The organism is Deinococcus sp. (assembly GCF_018260405.1).
Lineage (GTDB): Bacteria > Deinococcota > Deinococci > Deinococcales > Deinococcaceae > Deinococcus.
The window spans coordinates 1-15,635 of record NZ_JAGLBG010000062.1 but is presented as its reverse complement, the minus strand read 5'-3'; the positions used below and the strand labels follow the sequence as shown (position 1 = coordinate 15,635).

At 65.5% G+C, this 15,635-nt stretch carries 13 protein-coding genes; 8 read left to right on the top strand and 5 right to left on the bottom strand.

What is annotated here, in order from left to right; all coding sequences use genetic code 11:
* Positions 1-153: 153 nt before the first annotated feature.
* The 3 genes from QZ269_RS08865 to murF all read left to right on the top strand — a co-directional run bounded on the left by QZ269_RS08865 (position 154) and on the right by murF (position 3,697).
* Positions 154-1,266: an AI-2E family transporter gene (locus QZ269_RS08865; protein ID WP_291426354.1), complete on the top strand. Its 1,113-nt coding sequence runs from the start codon at positions 154-156 to the stop codon at positions 1,264-1,266.
* A 217-nt stretch (positions 1,267-1,483) separates the two neighbouring features.
* On the top strand, positions 1,484-2,356 hold the full coding sequence (locus QZ269_RS08860) for a CBS domain-containing protein (RefSeq protein WP_291426353.1): 873 nt from the start codon (positions 1,484-1,486) through the stop codon (positions 2,354-2,356).
* A 54-nt stretch (positions 2,357-2,410) separates the two neighbouring features.
* Complete coding sequence (gene murF / locus QZ269_RS08855) at positions 2,411-3,697, top strand: UDP-N-acetylmuramoyl-tripeptide--D-alanyl-D-alanine ligase (protein ID WP_291426352.1); 1,287 nt, start codon at positions 2,411-2,413, stop codon at positions 3,695-3,697.
* Between the two features lie 107 nt (positions 3,698-3,804).
* Here the strand turns inward: murF and QZ269_RS08850 are convergent, their stop codons facing one another.
* Together QZ269_RS08850 and QZ269_RS08845 are read right to left on the bottom strand one after the other, a co-directional pair.
* Complete coding sequence (locus QZ269_RS08850; protein WP_291426351.1) at positions 3,805-4,833, bottom strand: tRNA (guanine-N7)-methyltransferase; 1,029 nt, start codon at positions 4,831-4,833, stop codon at positions 3,805-3,807.
* Positions 4,830-5,603 (bottom strand): FAD-dependent oxidoreductase, encoded by a 774-nt coding sequence (locus QZ269_RS08845; RefSeq protein ID WP_291426350.1) that lies wholly within the window; start codon positions 5,601-5,603, stop codon positions 4,830-4,832. Before QZ269_RS08845 ends, QZ269_RS08850 begins: the two co-directional genes overlap by 4 nt.
* A gap of 128 nt (positions 5,604-5,731) precedes the next feature.
* On the opposite strand from QZ269_RS08845, the gene QZ269_RS08840 reads away from it, so the two are divergent.
* Entirely contained in the window at positions 5,732-6,619 is an 888-nt protein-coding gene (locus tag QZ269_RS08840) for an RluA family pseudouridine synthase (RefSeq protein ID WP_291426349.1), read from the top strand.
* Between the two features lie 67 nt (positions 6,620-6,686).
* Here QZ269_RS08840 and murJ read toward each other — a convergent pair whose 3' ends face one another.
* The 3 genes from murJ to QZ269_RS08825 all read right to left on the bottom strand — a co-directional run bounded on the left by murJ (position 6,687) and on the right by QZ269_RS08825 (position 10,293).
* The gene (gene murJ, locus QZ269_RS08835) at positions 6,687-8,288 is read right to left on the bottom strand and encodes a murein biosynthesis integral membrane protein MurJ (protein WP_291426348.1); all 1,602 of its coding nucleotides are present in this window, start codon (positions 8,286-8,288) and stop codon (positions 6,687-6,689) included.
* Positions 8,289-8,596: 308 nt separating this feature from the next.
* On the bottom strand, positions 8,597-8,998 hold the full coding sequence (locus QZ269_RS08830) for a 4'-phosphopantetheinyl transferase superfamily protein (protein ID WP_291426347.1): 402 nt from the start codon (positions 8,996-8,998) through the stop codon (positions 8,597-8,599).
* Positions 8,999-9,327: 329 nt separating this feature from the next.
* The gene (locus QZ269_RS08825; protein WP_291426346.1) at positions 9,328-10,293 is read right to left on the bottom strand and encodes an aldo/keto reductase; all 966 of its coding nucleotides are present in this window, start codon (positions 10,291-10,293) and stop codon (positions 9,328-9,330) included.
* A gap of 157 nt (positions 10,294-10,450) precedes the next feature.
* Here QZ269_RS08825 and QZ269_RS08820 point away from each other — a divergent pair, with 157 nt between their 5' ends.
* The 4 genes from QZ269_RS08820 to QZ269_RS08805 all read left to right on the top strand — a co-directional run bounded on the left by QZ269_RS08820 (position 10,451) and on the right by QZ269_RS08805 (position 15,427).
* The gene (locus QZ269_RS08820; protein ID WP_291426345.1) at positions 10,451-12,430 is read left to right on the top strand and encodes an ABC transporter permease; all 1,980 of its coding nucleotides are present in this window, start codon (positions 10,451-10,453) and stop codon (positions 12,428-12,430) included.
* A complete protein-coding gene (locus QZ269_RS08815) occupies positions 12,431-13,348 on the top strand; it encodes an ABC transporter permease (RefSeq protein WP_291426344.1) in 918 nt (305 codons plus the stop codon).
* 200 nt (positions 13,349-13,548) lie between these two features.
* Positions 13,549-14,490, top strand: a complete 942-nt coding sequence (locus QZ269_RS08810; RefSeq protein ID WP_291426343.1) for a RodZ domain-containing protein — start codon at positions 13,549-13,551, stop codon at positions 14,488-14,490.
* A 103-nt stretch (positions 14,491-14,593) separates the two neighbouring features.
* Complete coding sequence (locus QZ269_RS08805) at positions 14,594-15,427, top strand: ion transporter (protein WP_291426342.1); 834 nt, start codon at positions 14,594-14,596, stop codon at positions 15,425-15,427.
* Positions 15,428-15,635: the final 208 nt, after the last annotated feature.

The following is a 15,635-nucleotide window of genomic DNA, read 5'->3' as shown; positions in this document are numbered from 1 at the left end:
GTGATGGAAATGGGCGAGTCACTCCGTGAACTCCTGCGGTTGGGCGTTAAAGCAGCCTGAAAGGTTCCGAACTACTGTTATAATGAAAATAATGAATTTTCCCCGTTTTCTTTCCCGGCTGAGCAGTTGGCTGGTCGTCAGGGGCGTCTTATGATGCCCAGCCGCTCGGGGGCTAACGCCTTTCAGTACGCCTGGAAAAGTCCCTGGGTGCGGCTGATCATCTTTTTGCTGGGCTTTTATCTCGCCTACCGCCTGTTCAATGTGGTCAGCGAGGTCGTGGTGGACTTTACCATCTCCTTCCTGATTGCCTACCTCGCTAGCCCGCTGCTCAACTGGCTTGAAAAGGTCAAGATTAGGCGTGGTCTGGGGGCCTTTTTCGTGGTGCTGCTGTTCCTGGGACTGTTTACCATGCTGGGGGCGCTGATAGTTACGGTGTCTTCTCAGTTTGCGGACCTGCTTTCCAAGTTGCCTGAACAGATCGGCAACCTGGGCAACTTCACCGAGCGCGTCGCCCGCTGGCTGGATGACCGGGGTGTACCGGGGGCCGAGAACCTTCAGATCAGGGTCAACGAAAGTCTTCAGACCTACGTGCAAAACCTGGGCAAGAATATCGGCCCGATTCTGCGAGACGCGCTACAGTCGGGCGGCACCCTGTTCAACGGCCTCGTCTCGATTGGCAGCGTGATCGCGCAGATCGTGCTCATTTTGCTGATGAGCGTGTATCTGATGCTCGACTACTCCCGCATCAACTCTTCGCTGCTCCGCGCCTTTCCGCGCCCCTGGCAGCCACGTGTCTTAGAGCTGGGCACGCTGGTCGGCACCTCCGTCGGCGGCTATGTGCGCGGCCAGATTCTGATCGCTGCCGCCATCGGCGTGATGGTGTGGCTGGGCCTGAGTGTCATTGGCATTCCCAGTGCGGCGGCCATCGGTTTCCTGGCAGGCATCTTCAATATCGTGCCTTATCTGGGACCGGTGATCGGTGCGACGCCCGCGCTGCTGCTTGCGCTGCCCGGCGGCGGCCTCAAGATGCTGCTGGTGGTGCTGGTCTTCGTAATCGCTAACCAGCTCGAAGGCAGCTTCCTCAGCCCCATGATCCTGGGGCGCACCACCGACCTGCACCCGGTCACGGTGCTGCTCGCCATTCTGATCGGCGTGGCGGTTATGGGTCTGCCGGGGGCGCTGCTGTCGGTGCCCACCGCCGCGCTCATCAAGCTGCTGCTTGAAAAGTATTACTTTCCCAGCCGGGTCTATACCGAAGGCCCCTGAGGGCTGCGCCTGCACCCTTTCGGCTCAGCGCTCCGTGTGCTGGGCCGTTTGGCTTTTCTTGTGGCGTGGCTGTAGCGGCCAGTGCGGCACAATGTTTGACCCTCTTTTTGCCGAGTGGAACAAGTGAAAAAGAAAGAGCAGGACGTAGAATGAAGGGGACGGCGGTGTGTTTCCGACGTGCCCATCATTCGGAGAACTGCTCTCAAGGAGGAACGCCATGCTGGTCAAAGAAGCCATGCACGCCCGGAGTCTGACTGCTGAACCCCATATGACCCTGCCCGAAGCGGTGGTCAAGATGCAGGAGCTACGGGTCAAGCGCCTGCCCGTGGTGCACGACGGCAAGGTGGTCGGCCTGCTCACCGACGGTGAAATCAGGCGTAACCTGCCTGCCCTGAGCGAGGGCCTGACGCCCTGGGAGTTCGTCGGGAGAGCGGCGCGGGTCCGGGTGCGCGACGCCATGCGCCAGCCGGTGCATACCGTGACGCCGGACAGCCCACTGGAGCAGGCCATTCAGACCATGCTGGAGCGCCGCATCGGGGGAATGCCAGTCGTGGACGACAGCGGGCAACTGGTCGGGATGCTCACGCTGACCGATGTCCTGCGGGCCGAGCAGCACGCCCCCCGGCTTCAGTGGGGCAGCGCTGAGCAGCACATGACAGCCCAGGTGGTCACGGCGCAGCCTCAGGACGATCTGGCCGACGCCGCCAAGCGCCTTCAGGAAAGCCGTCTGCGCGTGCTGCCGGTGGTCGAAGGCGGGCAACTGGTGGGCCTGCTGCACGAAACAGCTGTGACCGACGCGCAGGAAAAAGCGCTGGCGGTGCGCGGTCAGGCAGCGAGCGATCAGGCGGCAACCACAGAGGCGGTGTTGCGGGGCCGTCAGGTCTCCGAGCTGATGAAGCTGCCAACCGGGTACGTACAGGAAGGCTCGCCCATGCGCGACGTGCTTCAGGTGATGATCGAACTGGACGTACACGGGCTGCCGGTGGTCGATATGGAGGGCCAGCTTCTGGGCGTAGTGACCATCAGCGACGTGCTGCGGGGACTGCTGGGTCAGGGCCAGCCTTCGGCTCAGCATCCCGGCTACTCTTAGGGTCACTGAGCGTCCCTGGGCAGGGCGGGGGCGCAGGCGGTTATCCTCAGCGGTATGCTCGACCCCCATTCGTCCCTTCCTTTTGCCGCAACGGTTCACCCGGAGGCACGCCGCGCCAAGCGCCTGACCTGGGACTCGCGCGAGGCTTCCGCCGACACGGCGTTTGTCGCGCTGCCCGGCGAAAAGATGCACGGCAACCGGTTTGTGCAGCAGGCGCTGGATGCAGGTGCGCCCTTCGTGCTGACCGATCTGGACGTGCGTAGAGCCGTGCGTGTGCCTGACGCGCAGGCGGCCCTGCTTGACTGGGCGCGGCACGAGCGGGCCAGGAACGCGCTGGTGGTCGGCATTACGGGCAGTGCGGGCAAGACCACGGTCAAAAGTTACGTGGCGGCGGCGCTCGACGCCTATTCCATGCCGGTGTTCAACACCATGCCCGCCATCGCCTGTTTTCTGGTGCAGTACGGCGGTTCCTCGCGGCCCCTGGTGGTCGAAATGGGCATCGACCGCGTGGGCGAAATGGCCGAACTGATGGATCTGGTGCGCCCGGATATCGGGGTGATTACCACCATCGGCCCGGCGCACCTCGAGCAGCTGGGCAGTCTGGAAGGCATCGCCCGCGAAAAGGGCGGCGTTCTGGTGGGTACGCGCGGTCTGGTCGGGTCGCAGGCAGCGCGGTACTTTCCGCAGGCCGACAGCTACGGCTTCAGCACGCCCGAGCAGCCCGTCAAGTTTTCGGGTGAGCGCCTGGAAATCACGCCAGAAGTTGCCCGCTTCGCCTTTGGCGGCATGCGCGTGATTCTGCCGCTGGCTTCGCGCGTGCAGGCCGAGGCCGCCGTGCTGGGCATGGTGCTGGCCCGCGAGGCCGGAATGACCCTGGCCGACGCTGCCGTGCGGATGTCGGCGGTCAGCGTGCCGGGGGGGCGTTACCGGGTGCTGCCGGGGCGCTACACGGTCATCGACGATTCGTACAACGCTTCGCCCGTGGCGGTGTCGGCGGCGCTGGGGGCACTGGCCGAGTTTCCGGGCCGCCGGATTAGCGTGCTGGGCCGCATGCTGGAACTCGGCCCCACCGAGCGCGAACTGCACGCGCAGGCCGGGGCCGAGGCGCGCCAAAAGGCCGATCTGACCTACGGCGTGGGGGCCTTTGCCGCCGAACTGGGCGACCGGGCCTACGCGACCGTGCCGGAGCTACTCCGCGACCTGCTGGCCGAGGTAAAAGACGGCGATGTGGTGCTGGTCAAGGCCAGCCGGGGCATCAGCTGGACACCCGAACAGCGGGCGCAGGAGGGCGTCGGGTTGGACGTGGTGGTGGACGCGCTGGTGGGGCAAAGGTCGGTCTAGCACTGGAAGCTGACCCTGCTCACGTGCCTATTCCCAGCCCCTTGCGGGAGCGGCGTAGAGGCTGAGCAGGAGAGGGAGCCGCAAGCCAACTTCTTTTTGTCAGATGCTCAATATCCCCGGTGCGTGACCACGCCGCCCTGACCTTCCAGCCAGGCCGTGACCGCGCCCACTGCGCCCTTGACCCCGGCCGTGATGATCGGGCCGCCAAACTTGGACAGCCGTACCAGATAACTGCCGTCCTCGCGCCAGGTAATGCCGATCAGGACTTCCTGGGTCAGCTCGCCCTCGACCACGTGCGCCAGCGCCACCCAGCCGTCGCGCCGCAGACTGGCATACAGATCGAGCACAACCACCGTCCAGGCGGGGTGCTCGGGCTTAGGGCCCCGCAGGGTGTATTTGTCAAAGTCGGCGGGGGCAAAGTCGGTGGGCAGGGTCAAGATGGCGTGGGGCACGTCGTTCTCCGTTGCGGTTGACAGGGGGTCAGGGTGCAGGGGTTCAGGATGTAGGGCGTCGGGGTAGCGGCGGGCGTTGCCGTGCGGCACCCCGGTCTGGCGCGTGGGGGTAAAGCGGGCGTGGTTGACTCCCAGCCCCAGGTCGCGCCACTTGCGGGCGTATTTGGTTTCGAGGGCGGAGGCGGGCGGCGCACCCGGCTCAACTCGGATCACGCCGCTGGCCTGGGCTTCGGCGCAGGCAAACTCGAAATACTCGTCGTGGTCTGTGGTCAGCAGCAGGCTACCGCCGGGCCTAAGGCGGCTGGCGATCAACTCGAAAAAGGGCACGCGCAGCAGCCGGTGATCGGTGTGGCCCGCCTTGGGCCAAGGGTCGGGAAAGTTGACGATGATCTGGTCGAGTGCGCCCGCCGGAATGACCTCGCGCACCAGCACGTCGGCGGGCAGCTTGGTCAAGGCGGCGTTGTGCAGGCCCGCGTCCTTCAGGCGGCGGTGCGCCTTGAGCAGCGAGACGCCGGAAAGCTCGGCCCCCAGGTAATTTGGTGCCTCAGCAAAGGTCTGCGCGTAGTGGGGCCAGAACCGCCCGTCTCCGAACCCGATTTCCAGCATCCAGGGGCGCTCCGGCGTGTCGGGGTAGAGTCGCGCGGCAGAGTCGGGAAAGTAGAAATCCGCGAGCTGCAAAATCATGCTGGCCCTCCTGGTGCGTCGGCGGCCAGCAGTTCGTCGGCTAACAGCTCATGGGCCAGCCGCGCCGCGTCACCCAGCACGCTGCGGTAGGTCGGGGTGCCGGGCAAGCAGCGGCCCACGGCGTACACATGGTCAAAGCGCTTAAGCTTGAAGCCTTCCAGGTCGCCGGGCGAGGGGGTCAGAAAGCGCACCTCGTAGGGCGGCGCACCCTCGGCGGCAGGCGCGGTCTGCTCGGCTCCGATCAGGAACACGCCCGCGCGGCCCAGGTCATCGGCCAGAAAGTCGTAGGCAATTTCCGAGAGGCGGCCCGCCTCGTCCATCGTGTCACCGATCATCAGGCGGCCCTTCAGGAAGGCCCCGACCGCCAGCACGACCTTTCCGGCGTGTAGCTGCGGCCCTTCCCAGGTCGAGAGGGTTACGCGCCCCGCATCCTCGTCCAGTTCGGTCACGGTGCTTTGCAGCAGGTGAATGCCGCTGGTACCCTCGATTTCGGCCTTAAGCTGGCGGTGAAAGGTCCAGCCGTCGGTGTCAGGGGCAATGCGCCCACGCGTGAGCGCAAACACGCTCTGCGGCGGGAAATCCACGTCGGCTACCGTGGGCTGGTACAGGTTGCCGAGCGAGTCGAGGGCCTGCGACACCAGCAGCACGTCGCGCCCGGCGCGGGCCAGCCGCCAGGCCAGTTCCGTTCCGGCCAGGCCCGCGCCGACCACCGCCACGTCGTACAGGTGGCCCGGCTGCGGCTGAGAGCGGGGAGAAGAAGGTCCAAACATCACCGGGGAGTCTAGCCCCTGGCGAGGCGACTGAGGCCCGGAACCGTATGAAACGGACCCAGCACAGGCCCCTCTGGTGCTGGTGCCGGGGTGCCGGACTTAAGCGCAGTCCGTATAAGCTGTCGCCCATGACGCTTAATCACGGGCACGCGTACACTTCGCACATTCAGCGGGGCGGCGTGGGGCTGCTGGAGTACCTGTGCGCCGAGTTTCGCCACTCGGGACGCGAGGTGTGGGCGGCGCGGCTGGCAGCGGGCGAGATCGTGCTAGACGGCCAGAGGCTGTGGGGCGATCAACGGCTGCGGGCCGGGCAAACCCTGATTTGGCACCGCCCGCCCTGGGCAGAAGAAGACGTGCCCCTGCACTTTGAAGTAATTTACGAGGACGCCGATCTACTGGCGGTCGCCAAACCAGCCGGGCTGCCGACCATGCCAGGCGGCGGGTTTCTGGAGCGCACGCTGCTGACGCTGGTGCGCCGCCAGTGGCCCGCCGCTTCGCCTCTGCACCGACTGGGCCGGGGCACGTCGGGACTGGTGCTGTTCGCGCTGAATCCGGTCACGGCCTCGGCGCTGCTGCGCGACTGGCGCGAACACCGCGTGCATAAGGTCTACCGGGCGCTGGCGGCGGGCGTCGCCGGGCAGGAGAGCTACGACATCCGCACCCTGATCGGCCCGGTCACCCACTCGAAACTGGGCCAGATTTTCGCGGCCAGCCCAGGCGGCAAACCCGCGCACTCGCAAGCAGAAGTCCTCGAACGCCGCGCCGACTCCACGCTGTTCGGCGTGCAGATCATGACCGGGCGGCCCCACCAGATCAGAATCCACCTGGCCTCGGTGGGCCTGCCGCTGCTGGGTGACCCGCTTTACGCGGCTGGCGGCCACGCCCGCCCCGACGGGCTGCCGGGCGACCTCGGGTATCTGCTGCACGCGCACCGGCTGGAACTGACTCATCCGGGTACAGGCAAACGGCTGGAATTGCAGGCCGCGCCGCCCGCGCTGCTCGAAGCGACCCCATAAAAGAAGCGATCCCATAAAAAGCGCGGGGCAGACCCGCCGTAGGCTGCCCCGGCTCACCCCACTTTTCTCAGCGTTTCAGGCGGCGCAGCAGTCCGCCCATTTCGGGCATCCGCAGGGCCAGCGCCCCCAGCAGGTAGGCGGCCAGGCCAAAGCCCCCGGCAATCGCCAGCCCCACGGCACCGGGAATGATGTAGCCGGGGCGCGGCATGATGTGAACCAGCAGCCACGCGACCAGCCCGGCGGTCAGCGCCAGCGGAATGACCCGGATCAGGTGGCTAAAGATTTCACGGGTCGGAAAGCCCAGGGCGCGGCGGTACATAAAAGCCAGCGCCAGCGTCATCAGAATGCCGCTCAGGGCCGTACTGACGCCAAAGCCGCGCAGGTGCAGCGTGGGCACCAGCAGCCGGTACAGCCCGACTTCGGCCACAAAGCCGATGGCGCTGATGACCACGGCCTCACGGGTTCGTTCACGGGCGTAGAAGGTTCTGAGCAGCAGCGTCACGAAGGCCCACGGCACCAGCGCCAGCGCCCAGCCCTGCAGAATCTGGGTGGCGGCCTCGAAGCGCGGCACATCGTAGGTGGAGCGCAGGTTAATAATGCTCACGGCGTAGGGAGCCAGCACCACCAGCAGGGCGCTCATGGGGGCGGCCAGAAACGTGGTGGTTCGCACGGCCTGTACGGTCAGCGCCTTGAAGCCGTGCCAGTCCCTGTCGGCAGCGTGCTGGGAAAAGCGTGGGAACATCGCCATGACGGGTGAAACGACGAACAGCCCGTTGACGGTGGTAAAGATCGTCTCGGCGTAGGAGTAGCCTGCCGTGGTGCCCGCGCTGAACATGGCCGCGTTGGAAAGCAGCCCCTGCACATAAAAGTTCAGAAACTGCCGCGCTCCGGCGGTCAGGGTAAACGGGGCCATTTGCACCAGCACGCGCCGCAGCGCCGGGTGAGGCCCCAGCGCGGGCGTGGGCAGTAGCCCGAACCGCCGCAGCGCCGGAAGCTGCACGACCAGTTGCGCGACCCCGCCGATCAGCCAGCCAAAGGCCAGCCAGGTGGCGGTGTCTGGCAGCAGCAGCAGCGCGGTGATGCTGGCGATATTGAAGGCCACCGGGGCAAAACTGCTTTCCTTGAAGTGCTCGTCGGCGTTCAGCAGGCCCATCGCCACGCTGGAAAGCGAAATCAGCATCAAGAAGGGCATGACCAGCTGGGCCATGTAGATCGCCAGACCCCGGTCCACGTTGGCATGATTGGCGATCAGTAGGTCAATAATCCATGGTGCGCCCAGAATCCCCAGGGCCATCAGGAGCAGGTTGACCGCAATCAGCACGCCGCTGAATGAGGCGGCCAGTTGCTTGCGTCCGGCCTCATCCAGGGTCTTGTAGACCGGAATGAAGGAGTTGACCAGTGCGCCCTCGGCCAGCAGTTCGCGCATCAGGCTGGGCACGCGTACGGCGACCAGAAAAGCGTCGAGCAGCGTGTTTCCAAACAGGCCGATGATCTGTTGGCGCAAAATCCCCGAGAGCCGCGACCCCAGCGTGCCCGCCATCACGATCAGGGTGTTGGCCCGCAGAGAGCGCCTGGGAGCCGCGTCCGCCGGAAAATTGAGTTCCAGATCGAGTTCTGGTGCAGTTTCCACGGGTTCGCTGGAAGGGCCTGGGGACGGCGGAACGGTCACACGCTCAACTCTAGAGCATCTGTATACATGAGGGGGCCGCGCCTGCCACGGTGGTCAGGGCTTCCGCAAAGTCGGTTCAATTTTCAACCTGGATCAAATTGCTTCTGATATGGAATCGAAAAAGTCTGTTTTCATCACTCGATGATCTTCGATTCAGAGTCGCTTTTTGTGCCAAAAACAGAAATTGGAGTGTTCATTCTGCAATTTTGGGACTTTGCGGTTGCCCTGCCACGGTGGTTGGAGGCTTTGCAAAACTTCAGCCGGGACGCCGGAGCACGCGGTGAACAGAGGATGCTTGGCCAGCCGCGCTAGGCCCGTTGCTCCAGCGCCACCTTTTCCAGTACCACTACCGCCGAGGCATGTTCTTTGGTGTGCGTCAGCGTCAGGTGGGCGACCCAGCCGCGCCTCTGCATCTCGGCGGCAATTTCGGCAGCAAATTCTAGGTGCGGGCGGGCAAACGGGAAGGCTTCGCCGGGCGTGGCCTCGCGCTCGACCCACACGTCGCGCCAGCCGTGCGGGCGAGGCCAGACCTTCTGAAAGGCTTCCTTGGCGGCAAAGCGGGCGGCCAGACTGGGAGCGGGGTCGCTGAGGCGGGCAGCATAGGCGAGTTCAATAGGCGCAAACAGCTTCTCGGCCCGTTGACCTTCGCGCTCCAGCATTCGCCTTATGCGCCCGATTTCAATTAGGTCGTGCCCGATGGCGACTATCACGGCTGTCAGTCTACGGGCAGAACTGCTCACTGGCGCTCCCGTTCCTCGGCGGGCGCACCCGCGACGCCGTGCTGCGAAATCTGGCGCGTCCAGGCGAGACGACTGAAGGCATTCCGGCATAATTCGCAATTGGCCCGCTGCTCTGGAACACGGTGCGCCCCGCCTCGCAGCAACTGGCCGACGACACCGAATTAGAGCATTTCGCAAAAAGATGGTGCTCTTTTGACCATCTTTTTGCCGAGTAGAACAAGTGAAAAACAAAGAGTAGAACGTAGAATGAAGGGGGCGGCGGTGTTTTTCCGGCGTGCCCATCATTTCGCAGAACTGCTCTAGTTCCAGGCCAGCCCTGAACGCGCCTGCCAGTAGCTTTCGGGTGTTTGCCGCAGCGCTCCGAGTGCCACCAGATCAGCTTGAATCTTCAGCGCTCCCAGATTCTCGCCCAGCTGTTTACAGGTGGTCGCCCCGCTGAGCACCACGTCGGCCCAGGGCTGCGCGAGGACGGCGGCCAGCGCCACGGCGTCGGGCGAGGTGCCCAGCACGCCAGCTTGCGCCCCCAGCGCGGGCGGCACGTCCCCCAGGGCGCTCAGGCGGCCATTGGCGACGGCTTCCTTGACCACCACCGTCCAGCCCGCCGCATGAGCCTCGGCCAGCGCCTCACCCGCCGAAGGTTCCAGCAGGTTCCAGGTGGCCTGCACCACACTCAGTGGATTGACGCCGTCCACACGCACATCCAGCGCCTGGTAGATCGTATCGGCCTGACGCGGGCCGCTGGTACTCAGGCCCACGCGCACGCCCGTGGCGGCCAGTTCAGCCAGCCTGCCGAGCACTGCCGGGTCGGTCAGCACACCAGTTTCAAGCGTGGCCGAATGGATCAGGTAAAGGTCGGGCCTGCGTCCCAGCGCGGCTAGCGTTTCGGGCCATTGCCGCTCTAGGGTGGCGAGGTCGTGGCTCTTGACCTCGTGGGTGGCGGCGTCGGTGCGCCAGTCGGCCACATAGGTGTAGCCCCACTTGCTGCCCACCATAGCCGTCATTGGGGCCGTGTGCCCACGCTCCCGCAGCCAGTCGCCCAGAAACTGCTCGGCCAGACCGTAGCTGCGGGCCGCATCGAAATAGCGGATTCCAGCGTCCCAGGCAGCGTCTAGCACGGCCCAGGCATTCGCCCGCATACTCTGGATGTCCTTGTGCTCACCCAGATCGCTACCGTGGCCCAGGTTGATGTATCCGGGGCGACCCAGCGCGGCGAGACCCAGGCCCAGACGGGGCGCACCGCCGGGCAACAAAGTCCGGGAGGTCATGACCGCGCCGCCGGGCTGAGCGTCTGCGCGACGGGGCCGGTATACCCGGCGCACAAACGGGGAGCTGCATTTTTCCGGGGGCCGCTGGGAGTTCGCCGCATGGTTCCAGCATACGGGCTGCTTGCAGACCTGCCGGGAGTGCCCCCGACTGCTTAGAATGCGGGGCGTGACCCACCTTCTTGATTCACGCCCGTCGGCCACAGCCTCGCGGGTGGCGCTCATCGCCAGTGCGCTGGCGGTCCTCGCGCTGCTGCTGACGCCACTGGCGGCGCTGGGCCGGTCTTTCGACAGTTCAGGTGCGCTGCTGCACATCAGCGGTCAACTGCTGAACACCGGCGGCGACCTCGCGGCCCCGCTCGCCCAGCCTGCCCTGCTTCTGCCGCTCGCCTGGGCCACGCTCGCTCTTTTCGTTGCCACCATTTTCGGGGCCGCGCGGCGTGAGCGCTGGTTTTGGATCACCGCCCTGCTGGCCTTTCTAGCGGCGCTGGCAGCGTTGGTCGTCCTCGACCGTACCCTGGCCGACGCCGCCGCCAACGTGAGCCACCTGAGCCTGCGGGCGGGGGCCAAACGCGCCCTGCGTAACTTTTATGGGGGCGGCGGGATGAACATGGGCCTGTTCGTGCCGCTGCTCGCCGGACTGATCGCGGCGGGGGCGGGCCTCAGTGCGCGGCAGGTGTGGTGGGAGCGGTTCAACCGCCTGCGCGGGCTGCTGGTGCCCGCCGCCGCGATTGCCCTGGCGATTCTGGTCGGGGCCTTGATCGTGCTGGTCGTGCAGCCGCCGATCAACAGTTCGGGCCACGCGCTAGGGCTGTGGGGCGGCTGGCTCTCGCACACCGATCTGGTGTATTTCGTTTACTCAACGCTGTTTGCCCCTATCACGCGCCTTAACCCGCTGCTCGACAGCCTCAAGCTCGCCACGCCGCTCATTTTTACCGGGCTGTCGGTGGCGTTCGCGTTCCGGGCGGGGCTGTTTAACATCGGTGCGCCGGGGCAGCTCACCATGGGCGCGGTGGCCGCCATGCTGGTGGGCGTCTACGGCCCCGAGAGCCTCGGCTGGCTGCTCGCCCCGCTCACCGTGATCGCGGCGGGCGCGGGCGGGGCGCTCTGGGGCGCCATTCCCGGCTGGCTCAAGGCGCGGTTCGGCTCCAGCGAGGTCATCAATACCATCATGCTCAACTACATTGCCTCGGGGATTTTCATTTTCCTGATCGGCAGCAACACTTTTCCGCTGTTCGGCCAGCAGCGCAGCCTGCCCTTTAAAGCCCCCGGCGACGAGGCCCAGAGCTACGAGCTGCACCCCGGCGCACGCCTGCCCACCCTGCTGCAACTGCTGAACGTGGGCACCCCCGACCAGATGAAACTGAGCCTGGGCTGGCTGTTCGCGCTGGCCGCCTACCTGCTGGCGCGGCTTTTCATGCGGCGCAGCGGCGCCCTGATTCCAGTGGTGCTGGCGCTGGTCGTGGGGGCGCTGACGTGGCGCGTCGGCGTGGCGGTAAACATCGAGGGCAGCCAGCTTAATCTGGCTTTCCTGCTGGCCCTGCTGTGTGCGGCGCTGTTCGGCACGCTGATGTGGCGCACGGCCACCGGTTACGCGCTTCGGGCGGTGGGCCTGTCGCCCAAAGCGGCGGAGTACGGCGGCATCAGCGTGGCTAAAAACACCGTGCTGGCGATGACCCTGGCGGGCATGTTCGCGGGGCTGGCAGGTACGCATTACGTGCAGGGCGGGGCGCTTGACTCGTACCGGCTCAAGGGCAACATGCCGGTCAACGTGGGCTTCGACGGCATTGCGGTCGCGCTGATGGGCCAGAGCACGCCCCTAGGGGTGGTCGCTTCCAGCGCCCTGTTTGGCACCATCGACACGGGCGGGGTCGATGTCAGCATCAAGATGACCGGCCTCAACCGTGACATCGTGACCGTGCTCAAGGCGCTGGTGGTCATGTTCATCGCTGCGGGCGGGTTCCTTAGCCGCCGCGTGACCGATCCGCCTGCCCCGGTTCTACTGAAGGCTGCGGGCGCCACTGGGAAGGCTGAGAACGCCCCAGTCGTTCCCCCCGCTCAGGAGGGCGCGGTCAGTGCCTCGGGCCTGCCCAACGTGGCCCGCAGCTCTGAAGAAAATACCCGTGAGGGAGGCAAGTAAATGGACAGCGTACTCTCCCAGATCATCAGCGTGACTTTTCTCGTCACTTTTATTCGCAGCGTAACGCCCCTGCTACTAACCGGGCTGGGCGGCCTGTTTTCCGAGCGCAGCGGCGTGGTCAACATCGCCCTCGACGGCCTAATTATTTTTGGGGCACTGGCGGGCGCGGTGGTCACGCAGGTCACCGAGCCAAGGCTAGGGGCACTGGCGCCCTGGCTCGGCTGGGTGACTGGGGCGCTGGTCGCGGGCTTCATTGCCTGGATTCACGCCGTGCTTAGCATCAGGTACCGCGCCGATCAGGTCATTTCCGGCACGGCGATCAACCTGCTTGCCAGCGGCGTGCCCTCGGTCATTCTGGCTGCACTGTACGGCACCAGCACCGAGTCGCCCAAGGTGACCAACCCGCTGCCGCTGTGGGGGATGGGCGACCTGAAATTCTCGCCGCCGGTGTATTTCGCCGCGCTGATGGTGCCCGTCGCGTGGTACGTGCTTTACCGCACGCCGTATGGCCTGCGTCTAAGGGCCACCGGCGAGCAGCCCGGCGCCGCCGCCAGCATGGGGGTCAACGTGCAGCGCATGCGCTACAGCGCGGTCATTCTCTCGGGGATGCTCGCGGGCACGGCGGGCGTGTTTATGAGCGTCGGTAATCTCAGTGCCTACACCCGCAATATGAGCGCCGGGATGGGCTTTATCGCACTGGCCGCCCTCATTTTCGGGCAGTGGAAACCGCTCGGCGTACTGGGCGCCACGCTGCTGTTCGGCTTCTTGCAGGCGCTGAGCCTCACGCTCGACGGGCGCGATATTCTGCCGTCCAGCCTGGTGACGGTGCTGCCCTACCTCATCACTATTCTGGTGCTGGTGTTCACGGGGCGCAGCGCCGCGCCGGGGGCGCTGGGCAAACCGTACGGCGACCGCTAAGAGCCGCAGAGCAACCCCAGGACACAGGCAGGAACGCAAGCGTGCATTCGGGCCTGTGTCTTTTTCCGCACCGACATTGTTCTATCCGGTACATTGTGTGCCATGCTCCTGCCGTTTCCCGAGTGCTTGCTGGTCGGTTTGTTGTGCCGCCCCCTGGGTAGACAGCCCCGAGCCTCCGCCCACGGCGCGGGAGGGGCGCAGTGACCTTCGGCAAAGTTCTGAAAGACGCCCGCACCGCGCAGGGCCTGACCCTGGCGCAGCTTTCGGCGGCGACGCGCATCCGCAGGGACTACCTCGCGGCGCTGGAAGATGAGAACTTCGCGGCCTTGCCCGAGCGCACCTTTTCCCGGTCGTTTTTGCAGCAGTACGCGCGTGAGCTAAGACTGGACCCGGCCCCGCTCCTGGCCCGCTTCGATGAGAAGCTGCCCTACACCACCATGGTCAACTACGGCCAACCCGACGTGAGCAAGCGCCGCGCGGCTCCGGTGCGCCCGGCGCAACCTGGCCACATGCTTTTGCCGCTGCTGCTTGGCGGGCTTTTGCTGCTTATCGGGGGTGGTTATCTCGCCACGCGCAACCACACGCAGGAAACCAAGACCGCCGCTGCCGCGCCGCCGCCCGTGCCCACCAACGTCAATCTGAGTGTCAAGAGCACACCCAGCGGGGCCAGGGTCTACCTCGACAACCGCGATCTGGGGTACACGCCCGTGCAGTCGTTCCCGGTAGGCAGCCGCAAGGGGGCGGCGCTGCGGGTCGAGTACAGGGGGCGCATGCCGTTCAAGCAGAATATAGACCTGCGAACTCCCCGTGACCTGCGTGTGCGCCTGCTGCCCATCGGCGAAGGCCCCAGCATCATGACCGACGTGGCGACCGGGCAGGCCCAGGAATCGTTGCCAGTTACGCTGCCCCAGGAGCCGATCAAGGGCGTCCACCTGACCTTCAGCGCAGACTCCTGGGTGCGGGCCACCGCACGTGATGGCGAGGTGCTCTATGAGGGCGTGGTGCCTTCCGGGGCGTCTAAGACCTTCAGCGCGGGCGTAACCATTCGCGCGGGCAATGCGGGGGCCGTGCATGTCAGTGTGGACGGCGGACCCGAGCGCACCATGGGGCCAGCCGGACAGGTGGCGACCCAGACTTTCTAGCCCTTGTCGGGTTTGGCTCCGGGTCAGCCGGACAAAGAGGGGGCCTGCCAGCCGGGGCCTTGGGTGACAGAGGCTCAGAACTTCACCGCGCTATGCTGCCTGAGTGACCGACGCGCCGTATGTAGACCGCCGGGCACTGTGGCGGCGCCGATTGGGTGACCTGATTTTCGGTCTGGAAACGCCGCTGGCCCGCAACTACGACAAGGCCCTCATTGGGCTGATCGTGGTGTCGGTGCTAGCCGTCGTCGTCGAAAGTGTGTCGGGGCTGCCCTTGCCGCTGCGCCTGCTGCTGCGCGACCTTGAATGGGGGTTTACCCTGCTGTTTACGCTCGATTACCTGGGACGGTTGCTGGGTGCGCGGCGGCCTCTGCACTACGCCCTGAGCTTTTACGGCCTTGTCGACCTGCTGACCATTTTGCCTTCGTTTGTCAGCCTGCTGCTGCCGGGCAGTCAGTACCTGCTGGTGGTGCGGGCGCTGCGGCTGCTGCGCGTGTTCCGGGTGTTCAAACTGGCCCGCTACTCCGATCAGGCCAGTCTGATCGGCGAGGCGCTTCAGGCCAGCCGCGAAAAGATCACGGTCTTTTTTATCGCGGTGCTGACCCTGGTAACTGTCTTCGGCACGACGCTTTACATGATCGAGGGGCCGCAAAACGGCTTTACCTCTATTCCCACCTCAATCTACTGGGCGGTGGTGACGGTGACCACGGTGGGGTACGGCGACATCTCCCCTAAAACGCCACTGGGCAAATTGATCGCCACCCTCGCTATGCTTATGGGGTACGCCATCATCGCTGTGCCCACCGGCATCGTGAGCGCCGGGTTACAAGAGGCGCAGGAAGCCCGCCGCCAGGGCCGCACCTGCCCCCAGTGCGGCCTGACCAAGCACGACCCCGACGCCCACTACTGCAAACGCTGCGGCGAGAATCTGCCGGGCTGATTGGGCGCCGCCTGCGCCTGCGCCCGCAACTCGGCAAATTCATACCGCGAAATCCGTATGGGTCATGACGGGTCGGTAGGCCGCATATACACAGACCCCCAACAATTCGGGCGCAGTTCAGAGATTTGACAGACCTGATTGCGTAAGCTAACGCCCGATGCTTCCGGCCTTCCTCTCTGCTGTACCACGCCGTATCCAGCAGCGGCAG